This window comes from Ligilactobacillus pobuzihii E100301 = KCTC 13174, assembly GCF_000349725.1.
In the GTDB taxonomy this organism is placed as follows: domain Bacteria; phylum Bacillota; class Bacilli; order Lactobacillales; family Lactobacillaceae; genus Ligilactobacillus; species Ligilactobacillus pobuzihii.
This window is the reverse complement of the sequence record NZ_KB714693.1, coordinates 328,453-349,488: the sequence shown is the minus strand read 5'-3', so window position 1 is coordinate 349,488 and position 21,036 is coordinate 328,453. Positions and strand designations below refer to the sequence as shown.

The following is a 21,036-nucleotide window of genomic DNA, read 5'->3' as shown; positions in this document are numbered from 1 at the left end:
ATTATAAGTATCGTAATCTTAATCAGTATGTTGCACGTGTTCCATCACACTATCTAAAATATCTAATACATGTCGATCATCTAAACGATAAAAGACCTGTTTTCCGATCCGTTCACTAGCAACCAAGTAATTTTTTCTTAAAGCGGCTAGTTGGTGCGAGACTACTGATTGTTCTAAGTCTAAACTATTTGCGATGGTCGAAACATTTTGTTCGCCGCCTTCTAAGGCATACAAAAGTTTCATCCGCACCGGATTACTTAATGCTTTAAAAATCGACTGAGCCCTAACAACATCTTTTTCAGTAATTTTATCTACTTCCATTGTTTTCCTCGTTCTTCATATGATATATGTCACATATATCATATGAAACGTATTCAAAAATGTCAAGTAATAATACATTACATTTTTGTAGTTAAACATTATTTTGCACTAAACTTTCTCAAAAAATTGTGTAATTTAAAAAAACCGCCAACTTATCCCATTAAATAGGCTAAATCGACGGCCTTTAAACGTGTTCCAAAAGATTGAAGCATCTTTTGTCTCACTTTCGAAAATTTTATTAACTAATTTTGTTATTCCTCATATTGGTCATTCAGATAAATACCGATATCATCAATAAAGATTTGTCCAGTATAATCTTTAGCTCCAGGCTTGATCATTCCGTCTTTAACATATGCTAAAGTTGATGTACTAGTTGCCTTAATGGCTGTCCCCATTACCTGACCAGTATCACCATTTAGTCCGGAAGGAATATCAATTGCGTGGGTATTTACCCCCGAAGCATTTATATGGTCGATCACTGTAGCGAAGTCGCCAGCAACATTTCGTGAAAGTCCACTTCCGAATAAACCCTCTACGATCGTAGTATATTCACTAAGATCTTCATTCAAAAATACATGTTTGATCTGATAGTAGTCACAGATCTGTAATTGTTTTTCCATCTGTTCACTACGATGTTTAGGCTCACCAACTAATAAAATACTGGTATCGATGTCATGTGTTTCTAATAAACGGGCAACAGCTAAAGCATCACCACCATTATTACCTGTACCTGCGATCACCAAAACTTTAGTCAGGTCAAGTTGATCATTTGCTAAGAGATCTTCATAGATCTTTAAGGCGGCACGTTCCATTAAGACCATCGATGGGATACCGACCTCATTGATAGTTTTTTGATCTAATTCACGTGATTTTTCAACTGAAATTGATTTTGTCAAAATACAGGCCTCCTTTTTTGTTTAAATCTCTCTCCACTTTCATCATAACACTTAGCGTGCAGAAAAAAAGAGGCTGGGATATAACTAGCTGTGCGGTTCTAAAAGGGCCATCGATCTATCCCATTAAATGGTTTACATCGATGGCCCTTAAACGTGTTCCAAAAGATTGAGGCCTTACTGTAACAACGATTGCGTTATTCTGGTTCTTCGCTTTGCTGTGCCCCAAAATAACGCATTCATCGTTACAAATCGGCCTCAAAACATCTTTTGTCTTACTCTCCTTAGAAATAACTTAAATTAGACCGGTCATAAAAATTTAATTATTCAAATTAAATTTATCGGCCCGTACTTTTTAGTCCAATAATGAAAATTTCAATTTCATGCGTGCTGAACCTGCGTTGACCATCTTCCCAAGCAATTTCTTGCTTTCTTTGATATAGATGTCAGCCATTTCTTGGTTAGCCTTCGTTGATAATTCATCAATATCTTTTGAATCTTTAGCTTCTTTGTCAACACGTGCCACGATCGCACGGCATTGTGCCACCGTTGTTTGTTCAAAGTCAGCTTCCATATCACTGTACAATGAGAAATCTGTATCACCAAAGGTTCCTAAAGTCCGTGATAACCAGTATGCTGTATTCGGATCATACTCAGCAGTTGCATCCTTAAATGATGCTGGTGTATCTGTGATATTGATAAAGAATGGTACAAATGAGTTAAATGTGTTTGGTCCAAAGCCTAACCAGTGAATAGCTGCAACTTCTTCAGGCACATTGTTTCTGATTTGTAAGATATGGCTTTCTTCATTGCGGTTGATACCAACAGGACGGAAAAGTGTCTTATCTTCCAATTCACCTTCACCATAACGGTCAAAAACAGTATTTTGATAATGAGAACTCATTGCCCACTTTAAATCTTCGATTGCTAGCTTGCGGTCAGCATGACACACAAATGGCAAATCTTGGTCTTGCGGATCTTGTTCAACGCTTGGTGTAAAGTATGATTGAATATACCATGCACGTGGATCATTATAACGAGTATCCTTAACAGTAGCTGAACCAAAAATATGACGGAAATTGTAGCCTTCTTCATCTGGATTCAAGAAATTATCATTGATCAATTGTTCAAGGTCTTCAGAGTACATTGCATCTGGAGAACCAAAATCAAAGTTATCAATGTTCAAACGGTTCGGAGCAACCACATACGCATCGTCAGGAATACGAATTGCAGCCCAATGATGCCCACCGTAAGTTTCCAAGTACCAAACTTCATCTTTATCAGAAAATGCCATCCCATTTGATTCATATGTTCCATATTGAGTCAAAAGTTCGCCCATTCTTTGTACGCCTTCACGGGCAGAATGGATATATGGCAAAACTAACGTTGGCATATCTTCTTCACCAAAACCATCTTTAACTAAAGGATCGATCGCTAAGATCCGTGAATTAGTTGTGATCGTTTCAGTTGCTGACATTGCAACATTTTCACTATTGATACCAGCACCAGCCCAGATACCATGCGAATTATCTGAATCAGGGGTTGCTGTATACCGTAATGGATCATCAGGCAAGTCGATCTCAAACTTTGAAAGTTTAGAAGAATAATGCTTTGGCTGATCCTTAGGTTCAACCACGATAAACTTTTGTGGTTCTGCATCATCGCTGTGGTCTTCAGTCCGAGCAACTAAAGTAGAACCATCGATCGTTGCCTTTTTACCCGCAAGGATCGTTGTACATGAAGAAATAATTTTATTCATTTCGCTTCTCCTTTATGATTCTGATTATGATAACTCTTTCAAGTTATGTATATATCTATTCTATCAAATATAGATCAAAAATGCGCCCTTCTAGTTCAACAACTTTATTTAGAAAAGGTAAAAACTGCTACTCAAATAAGTAATAGTTTCCAAGTATCTTCTTTAGTTTCTCACTTTTGTCAGGTCAATCGGCCACTTTTTCCAATCATAGCACCATAAAAGTGCCATTGTCCCAGCCCCGACATGCACACCAATCACTGGCCCTAATTCACTTTTTTCCATTGTAACCCTGGGGAAGTCATGATGAATATCTTGATACCATCGTTCCTCCATTTCCCAAGCACCAGCATGAATGACCGTTAAACGTAATGGTCCATTCGCTTTTTCTTGTTCCGTCTTAAAGCGCTCCTTGATTGAATAGTAGGCTTTTTTCATTGTCCGTTTTTTTTCGAGTGCTAAGATTTTCCCTTCCCTAGTGAAGGTTAGCACTGGCTTAATACGCAATAAACTTCCAACAAATCTGGATGCATTCGATAAACGCCCAGTACGTACCAGGTGAGACAAATCATCTACTGCTAAGTATGCTTTCGTTGTTTCCCGAAATTTCTCTAATTCTTGGATAATGTCTTCAGGTAAATAACCTGCATCAGCTAAACGCACAGCTAGCTTAGCCATCGCACCTTCAGCTGACGCTGCCAGCTTTGAATCAAAAGGATAGACCCTAATATTTGAAACTTCTGGTAAATAATTAAGCAGATTTTGGTAGAAAGTCGTGATACCTGAAGATAAATGAATGCTGATCACTGCATCATAACCTTCTTTTTCTAACTCATCATATGCTGCTTGCATTTGGCCAGGCGTAATTTGTGTCGTTGAAGGTAAATCGGTCTCAGATTTCATTTTCTCGTAAAATTCAGACGCTGTAATATCAACATTTTCTAAGTATGTTTGGCGTTCAAATATTACCGTGATCGGGATCACTTTAATATGATATTTTTCAATTTCTTCTGACGTCAGACAACTGGCCGAATCAGTCACAACTGCTATTTTCATAGATAAACCACCATTTTTCTATAATATCAATCATTTTAAATGCTAACTTGATAAATATCATTAATTATATCAAATAATCATTATCGCACCAAAGAAAAATAAAAAGGACAAGATACAAAACATGTTTTGAAATCAATCTTTTGGGGCACATTTAAAGGCCGTCAAACTAACTCAGTTATTAGTTAGTCTGACGGCCCTTTTAGAATCACATAGCTAGTTTTGTATCATTCCTGATAATTTTAGTTGATACTAGCTGCCATCGTGATTATCGTTTGTACGCTCTGTCCTTCTAATGAATAAACAGTTTTTCCATCTTGCCAAGTCAACTTGTTATTACCATTGATCTCAAACTCACCAGCCGCGACCGAATTGGGTGCGGGTAAATATGAGTTTTCTAACATTTCTACAACCTGTTTAGCCATCGGTTGTGGATCTTCTCCATTGACTGCAGCCGCATGTACAACTAGTGACCACTGTCCTTCATTCCAGTGTAAATAACGATTACCTGCACCTGAATCGATCGTACCGGTAATATCATGACCTAAATCAACCGTTGGTAAGCCTTGATCACCATCACCTGAACGGTAATCAACCGCTGCTTTAGCAGACACAAATGAACTGTACGTTTTCTTAGATAGAGTAGCATAAGGTGCTTCATTTCTGATTGCTGGATCATTTAATGGACGTGCTTTATTACCGACACTGTAATAGACTGTATAGTTGTCACTGTCTCCAGTAAAACGAATGTTTAACTGAGAGCTTCCCTGACCTAAACCATCATTTTGTGGCAAAACAACATGGCCTAAAGTTCGGTTTAGATCTGCATTTAATTTAGACAACCTTGATTCATTATTTGGCGCCGGTCGGCTATTATTATTGCTTGAACTTTGTGAGCTGGCTATACTTCCACTTGTTTGCGAACTTGTTTCTTTTTGTGGCTCTTTTTGAGAACTAGACTTAGCACTTTGTTTTTTATCTTGCTTTTGCTCTTGTTTCTTCTCAGTTTTCACACTAGTAGAAGAACTACTTGAAGCTTGATCTTGCGATTGAGCACCGCAACCCGTCAATATTAAAGCTAAAACAGCAACGGTTACTTTAAGGATCGTCTTGTTCATTTGAAACGCCCCCAACCTTTTTAGTTAGTAATAGCTTCTCACCAAATTTTTACTGAATGTTGTCAATCAAATAATTATACTGCATCGCTTCACGTAGATTTGTCGTATCATACCCCAATGTTTCAGCAATCGCATAGCTATATGCAAAAGCAGTAGCTGGTCCACGACTCGTCAAAATATGTGCATCTTTGTCGATCTCTACGATATTGTCAGTGTGTGTGGCATCCTTGGCTTCAGCTTGGATCTGTCCTTCCATACCTGGAAAAACCGTGTAGTGCGTTTTATCCAACAACCCGTAACGTGAAAAGGCAGTTGGTGCAGCACACATTGCTGCATTCCACTTACTTTGTTGTGCACGTTTTTGCATTAGTTTCATTAACTGATCGTTATCTCGTAAGTTTTTAGCTCCAGTTGTTCCGCCAGGGAAAATTACTATATCATAGTCAAGCAAACTATCGTCTAAAACTTTGTCACAAGTTAACGTCACTTGGTGTGCGCTCGTGATTTTTAATTTGTCTAATCCGACCATATCTGCTTTTCCACCTAACCGACGAATAACATCGATCGGGCTTAAAGCCTCAACTTCTTCACAGCCGTCTGCGATCATAACTGCAGCAGTCTTTGTCATCATAGTATCCCCTTTCATTACATAAACCTTTTTACAATTCCATTTTAATTCATTTGCGTAATTTTTTCGAATCCTATGTTTTTAATCAAATTCATTAGTGTTAGTTTATAGTTGAGCTTGTCATTAACATAACCAATTTAAAAAGCCAACCATATTAACTGGACTATGATAACTAATTCTTTGTCCAAATTAATAGCTGACTTCCTATTTTTTAATTAATACACTGCTTTTTCTGATTCTGGATCAAAGAAATGTGCTTTATTCAAGTCGACACCCATCGTAACTTCTGAACCCGGTTTAACAAAATCACGTGCATCGACCTTGCAGACAAATTCTGTCTCACCAACTTTACTGTACAATTGTGACTCAGCCCCCAATAATTCAGAAACTGATACAGTTGCTTTGACAAGCGATTCAGGGAAAGTTTCAATAAAGGCTTGTTCAGTATGCATATCTTCAGGACGGATCCCAAAGACTAATTTTTGCTTATCATACCTTTTATCACGTAAGACTTTTAAGCAACCCTCCGGAACTTTTAATCTAAAGTTTTTGCCCTCGTCAAAAATATATTCACCATCTAAAGTAACATTGAAAAAGTTCATTGCGGGTGCTCCAATAAAACCACCCACAAATACATTCGTTGGTGAGTCATAAACTTCCTGTGGAGTACCAATTTGTTGAACTTCACCGTCTTTCATAACCACGATTCGATCCGCCATCGTCATTGCCTCTGTCTGATCATGTGTAACATAAATCGTTGTTGTTTCTAAGTCTTGATGTAATTTAGCGATTTGAGCCCGCATCGCCACACGTAATTTGGCATCCAAGTTTGAAAGTGGCTCATCCATCAAGAAAATTGGAGCATCCCGGACAATTGCACGCCCTAAAGCAACACGCTGACGTTGTCCACCTGATAAAGCGGCTGGTTTCCGGTCTAAATATTCTTCTAGCCCTAAAATGTCCGCTGCATGATGAACTTGTTTATCGATTTTTTCTTTTGAATATTTGCGTAACTTTAATCCAAAAGCCATATTATCGTAAACTGTCATGTGAGGATATAACGCATAGTTTTGAAATACCATAGCAATATCTCTGTCCTTAGGGGCTTCATCATTGACGATTTTACCATCAATTTTTAAGTCTCCCTTTGTAATATCTTCTAGACCTGCGATCATACGCAAAGTCGTAGATTTCCCACACCCAGAAGGTCCAACGAAAACAATGAATTCACGGTCTTTGATATCCAAGTTAAAATCAGTTACTGAATAATCATCAGCATTATCATATTTTTTATAAATGTGTTCTAAGTTAAGCTCAACCATAATATAAAAGTCACCTTTTCCCAAATAATATTGAAAGAAATATTATATTCAAGTATTTTTAATTTCTATTCTACAATACAATCTTTAAACATAAAAATCCCAACGAGTCCTGGCAGTGATGCACTGAACAGTAGCAAGAAAAAAGACAAAAACAAATTAGTATTTATCATGAGCGCTAATATTATCAATATTGCCTCGACTATCATTTTAAACGGATGTTCAACCATAATTTGTTGCCAGTTTTTATTAACATTATCCGAACAGCTTACACTATACACAAATAAAATTCCTAAAATAACAATACCTATAGTTATTAGAAAAGTTGTTAGTGCAACGTTATTTTTATTGACCAAAATCATTACTATTTCAAATGTTAGAAAAATTCCAAAAAAGAAATTGGGCTTAATCTTCTTCAGATTGTCAAAATATTGTTTAATTGTTTTTTTAAACAACCAACTTTCTTTAGTAGATGATCTTTCTATTAAAATTTGAAAAACTGCTGAATATGCAGGTATAACAAAAACGGAAAATAAAAGTGCCAATAGTATCAAATTCATTGGTTGTAACATAAAATCCGATGAACTAAATGAAACTATCGCAAATATAAATGCCGGGATACAGATTATTAACCAAGCAACATTTGTCGATACTAAGGAAGCTAAACCATTACCCAGTTTATACAATACGCGCCCATACTTACTTTTTGAATTACTCATATGTCAAAATCATATCCTCTTATTTAACTGCTCCTTCGGTCATCCCTTTAATAATATACTTCTGACTAAACATATAGAAAATAATTACCGGAATAATTGCCAAAGTTAAGCCTGCCATTGCTAAATGCCACTGCTTTGTAAATTGTCCGAAGAACATAAACATTTGTAAAGGAATTGTATACTGTTCCTCTGGAAGTACTAATGATGGCAGCAAATAATCATTCCAAATCGTCACAATGTTTAAAACCGCAACAGTAACAGACATCGGAGTCAACATTGGAAAAATAATTTTTCTAAAGATTTGCCAATGATTTGCTCCTTCCATTGCTGCAGATTCATCTAATGATTCTGAAATACTGCCAATACTACCCTGAAATAGAAAAATTGATAAGCTAGCATTAAAACCTAGGTACATAAAAATTAGTCCCCACATATTTAGTGCCTGTACTTTTCCAAACAAAGCAGTCATCGGGATCATTACAGATTGGAAGGGAATAATCATAGCCGAAATAAACAGAAGTAATATTGACGAACTTAAACGGCTATGATTTCTTTGTAGGGCATATGCAGCCATTGCTGAACAAAAAACTAACAAAATAACACTAATTACAGTAATGATCAGCGAATGAAGGAACGAGCTCAAAAAATTTAACGCTTCATAGGCTTCGGGATAATTAGAAATTGTGAAGAACTTATCTGGTAAACTCAAAACAGAATTAAAAATTCCCTTTGGAGTTTTAAAAGAGTTCGTTAGTAATAAATAAAAAGGAAAAAGCCATAAAACAGCGAGTAAAATACCCAAAATAACAATTGATAATTTACCTTTTTTCATTACAAATCAACTTCTTTCTTTTTATTATAATAAACTTGAATCAGCGCGATGCTTGCAACAATAATGAAGAAAATTATGGCTTTAGCTTCAGCCCTTGCAAAATCATTTTCTGTATAAGCAGTATTAACAATATTCAGTGCTAACATCTGAGTTGATTTATAAGGACCACCGTTTGTCAAAGACAGGTTTTGATCATAAATCTTGAATCCATTTGAGAGCGTCAAAAACATACAAACAGTGAAAGCAGGTGCAATCATAGGAAATGTAATATTAACAAACCTTTGCCAAGCACTTGCCCCATCAATTTTAGCTGCTTCTATGATTTCATCAGGTATATTTTGTAAGTATGCTATATAAATGATCATAATATACCCACCCATTTGCCAAACAGTTACAATTACCAACCCCCAAAAACCAGTTGCTTGGTTTGTTAACCATCCGTTTAGAAAATTAAGTCCAAGATTGTTTGCTAATGCAGGAAAAACCTCAGTAAAAATAAATTGCCAGATAAACCCTAGAATTAATCCACCAATCAGGTTTGGCATAAAAAATACCGTTTTCAAAAAGTTATTTCCTTTAAATTTCTGGGTAACTAGCAGTGCTAATCCCAACCCAATGACATTTAATAGAATAACAGTAACAACTACAAATTTAACAGTAAACCAAAACGCTGAAATAAAGTCTTTATCTGACATTAAAGACAAATAGTTATTCCATCCAACAAAATTGGTAAATGACAATCCATCCCAATTAGTAAAGGAATAAAACAGTCCAACTAAGGCAGGTATAAACACTACCAAAAGTAAGGCCATCAAAGTTGGTGCAAGAAATAACCAAAAAGAAGTACTTTTATTTTTCATTAGAAATTCACCCTTTAAAAAGTATCAATAATTACCCTTATAACCTACAAGATAGCAATCATAAAATAATTGCTATCTTGTTTTATATTTGATTAATTTTCCGCCTGCTGTTTTTTCCAGCCATCAGTAGCAGTTTTAACTGTTTGATCCCAATCAGCTTTTCCAGACATATACTTCTGTAATGCAGGTTGCATTGTATTCTGATCCCATGGAGTTCCTGTATAACCTGGGAATGACCAACCAATTACCTTTCCGCTTTGCGATGCATTAAACACTTGTTGCGAAAGAGCATCAGGCATCTTAAAGTCGGAATATCCTTTATATGCAGGTACATAGTGTAATTTATTTACAACTAAATCTTTTCCTTCTTTGGATGTATAAAGCCAAGTTAAGAAATCTTGAGCTGCTTTTTGTTCTTTATCAGATTTTTTATTATTTATAGCCCAGTAATTTGAAGTTCCAACAGGTAATTTGCCTTCTTGCCCCTTCACTGGAATTGTCATCATACCTACACCATTATTAGCAAAATCTTTATCTATTCCTTCAATTGTTGAATAAATCCAATTTCCTTGCTGTACCATGGCTACTTTCTTTTCTGAAAAGTTTTTATTAACTTGACTAGTATAATCGACCTGCATAACAGGCTTAACAGAATACTTCATCTCCAAATCTAGCATATCTTTCATTTCTTGATTTGCTGTAAACTTCATTGATTTAGACTTATATAATTTTAGAGAATTACCGTTAAATTCTTGTCCCAGATATAGGTTTGCTAGGTGATCGGAAAAAACCCAAGCTTCCTTCCCAGGAGTTGCAAATACCGCATCAAGTCCAAGTTCATCCTTTTTAGAATCAATTTGTTTTACAGCTTCCTGAAATTTATCAGGAGTGGTTAATTCTTCAGGTTTTATCCCTGCTTTTTCAAAAACTTCTTTATTATAAACAAATCCATAACCTTCAACATTATATGGGTATCCATATACCTTTCCACCATCGGTAACTGTATCTAACGTACCTTTGTTAGCAAGTTTAGCTAATTTTGTACCATTTAGATCAGCAGCATATTTTTTAAACTGAATTACATCCGCAGGTCCTAATAAACTAAAAATAGTTGGAGCATTACCAGAAGAAATACGAGTTTTTAAAACTGGGTTATAATCTGTTCCCCCTCCAATTGATTGAATTTTAAATTCAACATTTGGATGTTTCTTTTGATAGGTTTTAGCTATACTTTTCAAAGCTTTGTTAGACTCAACTTTACTTTGAAGAATAGAAATTGTTACCTTATCGTTTTCGGAACTTTTTTTGCCACATGCTGTCAACGTTAGTCCCAATCCTAAAATAGCTAAAGCATAGCCAAATCTTTTTAACTTAGATAAATGCATGACACACACTCCTCTTTTATTTTTTATTTCCATAGTTAATTATGCACCGCCGAAAATATTCCTGCAATCGATTTCATGATGTTACCGGTAACAGGTTTATCTCTTAATTGTTACGAATTATTAAAAAGCCGTCTGGGTTGATTTGACCGTCTTTTGTAATATTTTGTTGTGAAATTACTTGAGCATTATCTGTAACTGTGACTCTTTGTGGTTGAGTACCTGTATTAAACACTGCAACGACTTGTACATTCTGATATTCGCGCTTAAATACAATCAAATCTGACTGCTCAGCAGTTTTTTCAAATTTCAAACTACCCTTTGACCATAGTTGAGAATACTGATGACGCATATCTACTAATGAATGAACAAATTGCAACATCTCTTTATCTTGTTGTTCTTCATCCCAAACCATACACTTCCGACAATCAGGATCTGGTCCCCCATCCATGCCAACTTCAGTCCCATAATAGATACATGGAGCACCAATTTGCGTAAACATAAAGGCTAAAACTTGTTTTTCAAGCTCTTTATTGCCATGACATAAAGTTAAAATTCGTGCAGTGTCATGAGTATCCAACGCGTTAAACATAACTTGATTTGTTTGATCACGATATAGCATCAATTGATTTTGCAACATATCGGTCATTTCGCTAACTGTTAGTTCCTTTTTGACAAAGTGATCAATAATAGGTTCTGTATATGAATAGTTCATGACAGCATCAAACTCTTTATGTCCGACCCATTCTTGAGCAGAATGCCAAACTTCACCTAAGACGTAAAAATCTTTTTTCAAGGCATGGGTTCTAGCATAAAAATCTTTCCAAAATTCATGATCGATCTCGTTGGCCACATCTAAGCGCCAAGCATCAATATCAAATTGTTCGATCCAATAAGTGGCCACATTCAGCAAGTATTCCCGTGCTTTAGGGTCAGCAGTATTGATTTTTGGCATATGTGGTGTGTTGGCGAAAACGTCATAAGTCAAATTCTTGGCAAATTCAAAATTATCTGTTTCTTCGTAAGACACTGGAAAACTGTGAATATGGAACCAGCTAGCAAAACGCGAATTCTCACCATACTTCTGGACATCTTTCCATTGCATAGAAAAATCACCCATATGGTTAAAAACTGCGTCTAACATGACGTGCATCCCATGTTCATGTGCCTGATCGATCAATTCTTTTAGAGTTTCTTTATCTCCAAAAGCAGGATCGACGTTAAAATAATCGATCGTATCGTATTTATGATTAGAACGTGCCGTAAAGATCGGACATAAGTACAAACCATTGATCCCCAGTTCCTTCAAGTAATCTAAGTGATCAATGATCCCTTGCAAATCACCACCAAAGAAATTTTCTGGTGTGGGCTTTTTACTTCCCCACGCTAAAGTTTCTTTAGGGTCATTGGATTTGTCACCATTAGCAAATCGCTCAGGGAAAATCTGATACCATACTGTATTGCGAACCCATTCAGGTGTCTTGATTCGATCGCATTCATGCAGATATGGCATCCGAAAACATGACAATTTATCTAAACCGCTTTCACTATAGCGATAAATCCGGCGATCATCGTATAAATATTCTTGACCATCTCGACCGTAAATATGAAATGCATACTGTAAACGGCGAAGTGGCAAAGTCACCTCACTGATCCAATAATCAACTTCTTTAGTTTGATAAGTCCGTTTCATATTAATAACTCGGTGTTCCCAGTTGCCTTCATCTTTTTCGTTAACTTTTGTTCCATAAGGGTCACCATACAATAAATCAACTTTGACCACGTCATCATGCTTAGTCTTTAAACGGATCTGAAAATGATCATGATCTTTCAAATATGCCATCTCACTATCAGGACGATGATATACTGCTGCAGTTTCCATACTTATCTTTTCCTCCGTTTTTAAAACAATCTGTTTTTTAATTATCTAAAACGATCGTACCATATGCTTTTAAGATGACTTTTCCATTAGTACGGTCTAGATTAGCTTGATTTTTTATCTTGATGCGTAAATTTAAATTTGGTTCTGGTAGTGTTATTTCCTGTTTTTTGTCCGTTAAATTACAAAAAATAAAAGCTTGATGTGTATCGAATGAACGTTTATATGCATAAATATCTTGAGTACGTACATCAAAAACAATTTTTCCTAATGTATATAATTGCTCTTTTTTTATGGCTAGAACCTGAGAATAAAAATTCAAAATGCTATTCGGATCTTGCTTTTCTAACAAAACACTGACGTCATTGCCAGTTGCATTTAACCATGGTCGCTCATCAGAAAAACCAGCATATACACCATCAGTCCACTGCATTACACTACGTGCACCCATCTTATGACTAGCTGACAAACTTGCTAACAATTCATCTTTATCAAACCCTTGTTTTAAACCAACTTCCATAAACGCTAAAGCAAATGGATCTTCAAAGTCAGTCGGATCAACTATTTTGCCAGCAGTCATCCCTAATTCTTCACCATAATAAATACATGGGATTCCACGTTGCAAATACATCAATACTGCCAACATCTTAGCAAGGTCTTTTTGGTGATCAGGACCCACCATTAATTTATTTAAGATCCGCGGGAGATCATGATTACTCCAATATAAAGTTGGATAACTCCAACCCTGTAAAGCAGTCTGCCATTCGACCATTGTTTTTTTAAATTTCACCGTATCTAAAAGATGCGGCTGCCCTTCTTGTGGCAATTGCGATATAAATTTCTGTTGGTCATCATCCGAAAAATATCGGAAAGTCACCACGCTATCACACATTGAACGGTTAGGATCTGTATAACTTTCTACTAAATCAATATCTGCACTAGCAGCCTCGCCTAAAATAAAGATATCCGGCTTGACCTCCTTTAGTGCGTGAATAAATTCCGACAAGTATGCTTGAACTTGGGGCATATTTGCATAGTATTCTTCTGCTAGCTGTGGCTCATTTAAATCGCCCGAAAAGACATTTTGCTCAAAATTAGCTTTAGCTGTATGTATAAAAGCATCTAATCTAAAGCCATCAACTTGATGATTTAACCAAAACTTAGCAATATCAAGCATTGCTTGACGTAACTCATGGTTAGCCCAGTTTAAATCGGGCATTTCTTTAGCGAAAAGATGGAAATAATACTCTTCACTACCAGCTGGATCTTTTTCCCATACACTACCTCCAAAAAATGAACCCCAGTTATTCGGTAACTGACCATCTTGTCCTTTTTGCCATAAGTAATAATCACGGTAAATGCTATGTGGATTTGAAATCGCATCTTTAAACCATGGGTGTTGGTCTGAAGTATGGTTCAAAACAAAGTCTAAAATCAATTCCATTCCCCGCTCATGGACAGCATTAACTAAATTATCAAAATCTTCCATCGTACCTATAGTCGGATCGACCATAAAATAATTTGATACATCATAACCATTATCAACTTGTGGAGACACAAAAATCGGGTTCAACCATAATGTATTGATGCCCAACGCCTTTAGATAGTCTAGACGCGAAGTAATACCATTTAGATCACCAATCCCATCATGATTCGAATCCATAAAGCTCTTTGGATAAATCTGATAAATAATTCTCTCACCATTAGAAACTGCTTTCATTTTTGTAGCCTCCCTAATTTATCTACTTTAAATTTAAATAATCCTATCGCATAAAGCAAGCTAATCTCAGATGTTATCGATAACAGGATTTATTAGCATATTATGACAGTAGAAAGGAGCTGGGACATAACTAGCCGTGTAATTCTAAAGAGAGCGAGACAAAAGTCGTTTTGAAGCCGGTATGTAACGTCGTTTACGCCATTTTTGGCCGTAGCAAAGCGCAGGACAAGAATGGCGTAAATGGCATTACATTGAGGATTCAGACTTTTGAAACGCGTTTATGCTATAAAAATTACAAGCGATAATTTGATTATTTTTAGCAAAAGAAGAGACTGGGATATTGTTTTGTCCCAGCCTCTCAAACGTGTTCCAAAAGCTTGAAGCCTTACTGTAACAACAATCCTTATTCTGGTCTTTCGCTTTGCTACGACCCAAAATAATGCAATCGTGTTTACAGCTCGGTTTCAAAACATCTTTTGCCTCACTGTCTGTATATAATTACTAATTATTATTTATTTTGTGGTTCCTCTAATAACCAATTGTGGATCGATCACACATTTGCCTTGTGCTTGGTTACCATTATTGATCTTATCTAGTAACATTTTGGCACAAAGTTCCCCCATTTTATCGACTTCTTGTTTGATAGTAGTTAATTTAGGGAAAGCCACTTGGTCTAAAAAAACACTATCATGGCCAATAACACCATATTGATCAGGGATACTACCTTTTTGTGTTAAAATTGCCCGTTCAGTCCCCAGAGCCAAACGATCTGAAGCACAAATAAAAACAGTATTTTCCTCAAATTTCTCCCAGTGTTCCGTGATATAATTTTGCATTTGCGTCGAATGATTGGTACTCCGAATGATCTGCGGTTCAAGTCCATTTTCTTGCATTACCTGGATATATCCAGCTTCACGTGAATACTCAAATGGCTCGGCCAAATCGATCCCAACATATATCAAATGTTTGTACCCTCTTTGAATCGCATATCGTGTACCAATTTGTCCACCCATTTTATTATCAGAATCAACGAAGTCATATCCATAGCGATTTTCACCAAACAAAACAAATGGTAACTTCAATTCTTTGATCCACTGATAATCTTCATCACGCATACCTGTAATAATGTACCCATCACAAGTACCAATTTCAAAACTATTTTCAGTCACCAGTTGCAATGCATACTGATGCTCTTCTAATTCCTTTGAAATCCCCGTCAATAAATTCATATAATAAGGTTCAACAGTCGTCATTTCTTCTAAAACTAGCAACTTAATGATTTGTGTACGATTATTAACTAACGCTCGTGCCATCGCATTTGGATGATAATTCAAACTATGCATTGCCTGATAAACTAACTGCTTAACTTCCTCAGTCACTTTGTCAGGATGGTTGATCACACGTGAAACCGTCATTCGTGAAACATGCGCCTGATCTGCCACGTCCTTTAAAGTCGTCATTAATAACTCCCTCTTTAAAATTAACTTATCCTAACATTTAGTTCCTATTTATTATCATAAAGTCTTTTGACAATTCCTTCAATATAATTTCTAATGGTTCTTTCAAAACACTATTAGAAACTAACTAAAAATAACTGCCAGTAAAACTGTCAGTCATTTTTATACTTTTTAATATTTTTCTGCAAATGTTTGCGTCAACAATTTATAGTCAAGCTCATTTGTTGTTGGAACAACAATATCAGCTTCTTTTAATTCTTGGGTATCTCCCACACCGATCGCCAATGCTCCAGACGCCTTGATCGCTGTTACACCAGCAACTGCATCTTCGATCCCTACACACTCCTTGGGGTCGATCCCTAATGTATCAGCCGCTGCTAGGAATATGTCTGGTGCGGGTTTGCCATGGGCAACTTTAGCTGGGTCCGCAATTGCTGCAAAGTAATCACTTAAACCTAAATTTTTTAGGATCAGTGGCGCATTTTTAGAAGCTGAAGCAATTGCACAGGCCACTTGGTGTTCTGTTAATTCATCTAAAAATTCAGTGATGCCGGGTAAAATATCTGCTCGAGTTAAGCTACTAATAGCTTTAACGTAATAATCATTTTTTTTATTAGCTAATTTTTTTATTTCTGCTGGAGAATAGTTATTCATGATCCCAGCATAGTCCATAATGCGTACCAATGAGTCCACTCGGCTGACCCCTTTTAGCTCAGACTCGAATTCTGCTGGTAAAATAACTCCTAATTCTTCTTGAGCTAAACGACTCCAGGCAGCAAAATGAAATTTTGCCGTATCAGTCAAAATACCGTCTAAATCAAACAACACGCCCTTCATTTTCTAATTTTCCTCCATTTTAACTATGACCGGTTCACCATTTAAAATAACCTCTAGTGGGGCACCTGCAAGTAAGGTCAATTCAGTCCTTTTTGCGCCAACAACAACACTGAGTAATCTATTTCTGAAATTAAGCCTGAAAGAATAGCCTTTCCATTCTTGTGGCACAAATGGAGCTAAATGTAATTTATCATCGCTGACCCGCATACCTGCAAAGCCCTGCACGATTGCTAACCAAGAACCTGTCATAGAAGTAACGTGCAAACCATCTTCAGTATCATTATTGTAGTTGTCTAGATCAAGCCGTGCTGTGCGTGAATACATTTCAAACGCTTTTTCCTCTTTATGCAGGTCAGCGGCTAAAATCGAGTGCGTTGCGGCTGATAGACTAGATTCATGTACTGTTAATGGCTCATAAAAGTCAAAGTTTCTTCTTTTTTGTGCTTCACTAAACTGCTCAATAAAGTAATAAATTCCCTGCAAAACATCAGCTTGTTTAATATATGGCGAACGTAAGATACGGTCCCAAGACCAATGTTGATTGAGTGGTAGCTGATCTTGCGGTAATTCTTTAGCTGGTGTTAGATCTTTATCTAAGAAAGTATCATGTTGTACGAAAACACCTAATTTTTTATCATAAGGCAAATACATTTTCTCACTGATTTCAGCCCATCTTTGTCGTTCTGCATCAGTCACACGCAAGTCGGATATTTTTTCTTCAGACACTTCTTGTGCGATTTTTTCTGTGTATTGTAAACACCATTTAGCTAACATATTGGTGTACCAATTATTGTTAACATTATTTTCGTATTCATTAGGTCCAGTCACACCATGAATCATGTACTGATCCTTTCGCGTTGAATAATGGACCCTATCAGCCCAAAAACGCGCGATCCCAACTAAAACATCAAAACCGTTATGATGAACATATTCTTGGTCACCTGTGTAACGTGTGTAATTATAAATAGCGTACGCAACCGAACCATTTCGGTGGATCTCTTCAAAGGTGATTTCCCATTCATTATGGCATTCGATCCCATTAAAGGTCACCATTGGAAACAATGCACCAGCTAATCCTTGTTGTTTGGCGTTATGGTATGCTCCATCCAATTGATTATGGCGATACTGTAATAGATTCTTGGTAACTTTGCTAGATGCCGCACCCAAATAAAATGGCACCGCAAAAGCCTCGGTATCCCAATAAGTGGCACCACCATATTTTTCACCTGTAAAACCCTTGGGACCAATATTAAGCCGGCTATCATTACCATAATAGGTTGAGAATAGCTGGAATAAGTTAAAACGTATCCCCTGTTGTGATTCGTCATTACCATCGATCACAATGTCAGATTTTTCCCAACGCTTTGCCCAAACTAAAACATGAGCCGCTAATAGTTGTTCAAATGACTGTACTGCTTGTTTGTTGCTCAATTTTTCTGCAGCCTCTTCCATTACAAAACGATCCGAATAATCACGCGAAGTAGTCACGATCACTTTCTTTTCAAATTCGGCTTTCTCATTGGCAAAAAGTTTACCTTGCCAACAGGCCGAAACAGACTTAGCAGTTTCTAAATTATTTTGATACTTCAAAGAAGTCTGATGTATAGCCTTCATAGCAACCGTAAAACGAGGCGTCCCAAAGTCATTTTCAATCGTTTGTGCTGTCATTGTTAGCGCTTGTTGCATGGATCGTTTATCCAAAACATTCCAGAACTGGTCATCATAATTGGCATCTTCATTAAAGACATTCGCATTAAGCAGTGAAGTTACACAAATCTCAACAGGTTTTTCTCCTAAATTTTCAAACCGTAAGCGATTAGCATATAGTTCCTTGCAGGCTACACTGACAAAACGTTCTGACTTAACTTTGACCGAAGTATCGTTTCGATGAATAATAAAACTACGACTTAGCAAGCCACATTTCATATCTAATTCCAAAGTAAAATCTGAAAATTTATCTTGAGCTAAATCAATCGAACGGCCATCAAGCTGAATATCCACACTAACAAAATCAACGGCGTTAATAACCTTTCCAAAATACTCGGGATAGCCGTTTTTCCACCAACCAACCCGAGTTTTATCTGGATACCAAATACCACCTAAATATATTCCTGGATGCGTATCTCCTGAATACTTTTCTTCAAACATGCCACGCATTCCCATATATTCATTTCCGATACTCGTAATACTTTCTTGTAGTCTTTTGTTATCTTTGTCCAAAGAATGCGTAACGATTTTCCATGGGTCAACCTCAAAGATTCGTTTCATGACCAATAACCCCTCTTCTCCTGCTATTTTAATTACTAAGTCAATAACCTTACCTAATGACTAGTTGATCATTATTCAGTCAATAATGTTAACGCTATATTTACGCAACTTATAATAGCATTGCGAAAAACTACTAGCAATCGTTTTCTCGCCCGTTCTGACAAGGTTCGCGCCATATTAACAATGTTACCGATAACAGATTTTAAGAAAAAAAGACTATGACAAACTTTTAGTAAAATGTTTGTCATAGTCTACTATCAATTAGAGTTATTTTAATTTAAACTGATACATTCAAATTGCATCTTTTTGCAGACCGATCCCCGTTATTGCACTCAACAGCGAAAACACAGGACATAATAAAATAAAGAACGTAAATGGGAGATAGTTCAATGTTGGAACACCTAAAGTATTGGCGATAAAAACACCACCAACACCCCAAGGTACTAAGTAGTTGATCACCGTTCCACCATCTTCAAGTACACGGCCTAAAGCACCAGCAGACAAGCCGCGATTTTGAAAAGTCTGCTTAAATGCTCGCCCTGGCAAAATAATCGATAGAAATTGTTCCCCAACAAATAAATTTACACCAATACATGCTGCCAGTGCAGCTGAGACCAACTTCAAAGGACTATTTAATTTATTAGCCAAGGGTTCCATAACAGTGGCTACCAACCCAAAGTGCACCAATAAGCCTCCAAGTGCTAAAGTCAACACGATCAAGGCAACAGTTGACATCATACTATCGATCCCACCACGTGACAATAACAGATCAACTTCCTTATTACCTGTATGTGCAACATATCCTTTAATGATAATATCAGAAACTTTTTTCATACTTAACCTACCACTATTAACTACCATCAAAGCTGTTGAAATCAAGACATTCAACAGCATTGTTGGAATAGCACCCATTTTAAGAAAAGCGCAAATGAAAATTAAGATAATCGGTATTAAGGTAAAGAATGAAACATTAAAATTACTATTCAAAGCTGCCACAGTAATACTAACTCGTGAAAGATCGGCTTGGTCATGTCCCATGCCGAGAAAAGCAAAAATGATCGTCGCAAACAAAGCCGCTGGCAGCGCTGACCACAAAATCGTCTTCATGTGGTCAAATAAACTGACGTCAGTGACAGCCGCAGACAAATTATTAGTTTCGGATAAAGGGGATAATTTATCGCCAAAGATCCCACCAGAAACAATTGCACCTGCAATCAAAGCTGGATCAAAATTCATCGTCACTCCGATCCCAAAAAAAGCGATCCCGACAGTAGAAACCACCGTAAAACAGCTTCCTACTGCCGCACCCACAGCTGCACAAACCAGAAAAACTGTTGGTAAAAACCAGCGGGCATTTAAAGCTTTAAAACCATAAACCATTAAAGTTGGGATCGTCCCCGCCGCGATCCAGGTACTGATCATCACACCGATCAAAATAAACATTACGATCGGTATGATCCCTTTGCTGATTCCATCTTGGATCCCGTCATTAATATCATCCCAACTGACACCTTTAATTTTGGCCCAAAAGATTACTATTGTCATCGCTAATAAAATTGGGACCTGCGGTGATAATTTTAACCCGATCATCCCATAGCCCATGATCGCGAGTACTACTATCAAAATAAGTGCTGCTTCAACTAACCCTAATTTAAAATTTTTTCTTGTCATCTTAGTTAACCTCTTTTAATTGTATTATTTCTGACATCAACTAATTGACTAATATCGGGCAATACCCCCGTTTGTCGTTCTTAACATACTTAAATCCCTTTCTAAGGCATAAAAAAACCGCCCTACTGCAATTTATATGCAATAGGGACGGTTTTTAACCGTGGTACCACCCACTTTGTGTGTACACAAACACACCACTCACTAGAAGATAATGGATTCTAGTTATTAACCAGTGTCATCAATATTACGGTATTTCGCACATCTACCCTGATTGGTTCGCAGCCCCCACCAACTTCCTGACACCCAGATAAAATAGCTACTTA

General features: G+C 36.7%; 17 protein-coding genes. All 17 read right to left on the bottom strand.

Features of this window, described 5'->3' with window-relative positions; all coding sequences use genetic code 11:
• Positions 1–18: 18 nt before the first annotated feature.
• Positions 19–321: an ArsR/SmtB family transcription factor gene (locus LACPOB_RS0105655; RefSeq protein ID WP_017867864.1), complete on the bottom strand. Its 303-nt coding sequence runs from the start codon at positions 319–321 to the stop codon at positions 19–21.
• Positions 322–572: 251 nt separating this feature from the next.
• Positions 573–1,217 (bottom strand): NAD(P)H-hydrate epimerase, encoded by a 645-nt coding sequence (locus LACPOB_RS0105650; RefSeq protein WP_017867863.1) that lies wholly within the window; start codon positions 1,215–1,217, stop codon positions 573–575.
• Positions 1,218–1,569: 352 nt separating this feature from the next.
• Positions 1,570–2,973, bottom strand: a complete 1,404-nt coding sequence (locus LACPOB_RS0105645) for a C69 family dipeptidase (RefSeq protein ID WP_017867862.1) — start codon at positions 2,971–2,973, stop codon at positions 1,570–1,572.
• A 162-nt stretch (positions 2,974–3,135) separates the two neighbouring features.
• On the bottom strand, positions 3,136–4,026 hold the full coding sequence (gene fakB, locus LACPOB_RS0105640) for a DegV family protein (RefSeq protein ID WP_017867861.1): 891 nt from the start codon (positions 4,024–4,026) through the stop codon (positions 3,136–3,138).
• Between the two features lie 239 nt (positions 4,027–4,265).
• Positions 4,266–5,141 (bottom strand): hypothetical protein, encoded by an 876-nt coding sequence (locus LACPOB_RS0105635; protein ID WP_017867860.1) that lies wholly within the window; start codon positions 5,139–5,141, stop codon positions 4,266–4,268.
• Positions 5,142–5,190: 49 nt separating this feature from the next.
• Positions 5,191–5,769 (bottom strand): DJ-1 family glyoxalase III, encoded by a 579-nt coding sequence (locus LACPOB_RS0105630; protein WP_017867859.1) that lies wholly within the window; start codon positions 5,767–5,769, stop codon positions 5,191–5,193.
• A 215-nt stretch (positions 5,770–5,984) separates the two neighbouring features.
• Positions 5,985–7,091 (bottom strand): ABC transporter ATP-binding protein, encoded by a 1,107-nt coding sequence (locus LACPOB_RS0105625; RefSeq protein WP_017867858.1) that lies wholly within the window; start codon positions 7,089–7,091, stop codon positions 5,985–5,987.
• 65 nt (positions 7,092–7,156) lie between these two features.
• The gene (locus LACPOB_RS0105620) at positions 7,157–7,807 is read right to left on the bottom strand and encodes a hypothetical protein (RefSeq protein ID WP_017867857.1); all 651 of its coding nucleotides are present in this window, start codon (positions 7,805–7,807) and stop codon (positions 7,157–7,159) included.
• Positions 7,808–7,826: 19 nt separating this feature from the next.
• On the bottom strand, positions 7,827–8,639 hold the full coding sequence (locus LACPOB_RS0105615) for a carbohydrate ABC transporter permease (protein WP_017867856.1): 813 nt from the start codon (positions 8,637–8,639) through the stop codon (positions 7,827–7,829).
• Entirely contained in the window at positions 8,639–9,499 is an 861-nt protein-coding gene (locus LACPOB_RS0105610; protein ID WP_017867855.1) for a carbohydrate ABC transporter permease, read from the bottom strand. Before LACPOB_RS0105610 ends, LACPOB_RS0105615 begins: the two co-directional genes overlap by 1 nt.
• 92 nt (positions 9,500–9,591) lie before the next feature.
• Positions 9,592–10,917: an ABC transporter substrate-binding protein gene (locus tag LACPOB_RS0105605; protein ID WP_309299831.1), complete on the bottom strand. Its 1,326-nt coding sequence runs from the start codon at positions 10,915–10,917 to the stop codon at positions 9,592–9,594.
• Between the two features lie 70 nt (positions 10,918–10,987).
• Complete coding sequence (locus LACPOB_RS0105600) at positions 10,988–12,763, bottom strand: glycoside hydrolase family 13 protein (RefSeq protein ID WP_017867853.1); 1,776 nt, start codon at positions 12,761–12,763, stop codon at positions 10,988–10,990.
• Between the two features lie 37 nt (positions 12,764–12,800).
• Positions 12,801–14,480: an alpha-glucosidase gene (locus LACPOB_RS0105595; protein ID WP_017867852.1), complete on the bottom strand. Its 1,680-nt coding sequence runs from the start codon at positions 14,478–14,480 to the stop codon at positions 12,801–12,803.
• A 512-nt stretch (positions 14,481–14,992) separates the two neighbouring features.
• Complete coding sequence (locus LACPOB_RS0105590; protein ID WP_017867851.1) at positions 14,993–15,940, bottom strand: LacI family DNA-binding transcriptional regulator; 948 nt, start codon at positions 15,938–15,940, stop codon at positions 14,993–14,995.
• A gap of 168 nt (positions 15,941–16,108) precedes the next feature.
• Entirely contained in the window at positions 16,109–16,774 is a 666-nt protein-coding gene (gene pgmB / locus LACPOB_RS0105585) for a beta-phosphoglucomutase (RefSeq protein WP_017867850.1), read from the bottom strand.
• A gap of 3 nt (positions 16,775–16,777) precedes the next feature.
• Complete coding sequence (locus tag LACPOB_RS0105580) at positions 16,778–19,042, bottom strand: glycoside hydrolase family 65 protein (protein ID WP_017867849.1); 2,265 nt, start codon at positions 19,040–19,042, stop codon at positions 16,778–16,780.
• A gap of 291 nt (positions 19,043–19,333) precedes the next feature.
• Positions 19,334–20,713 (bottom strand): Na+/H+ antiporter NhaC, encoded by a 1,380-nt coding sequence (gene nhaC / locus LACPOB_RS0105575; protein WP_017867848.1) that lies wholly within the window; start codon positions 20,711–20,713, stop codon positions 19,334–19,336.
• Positions 20,714–21,036: the final 323 nt, after the last annotated feature.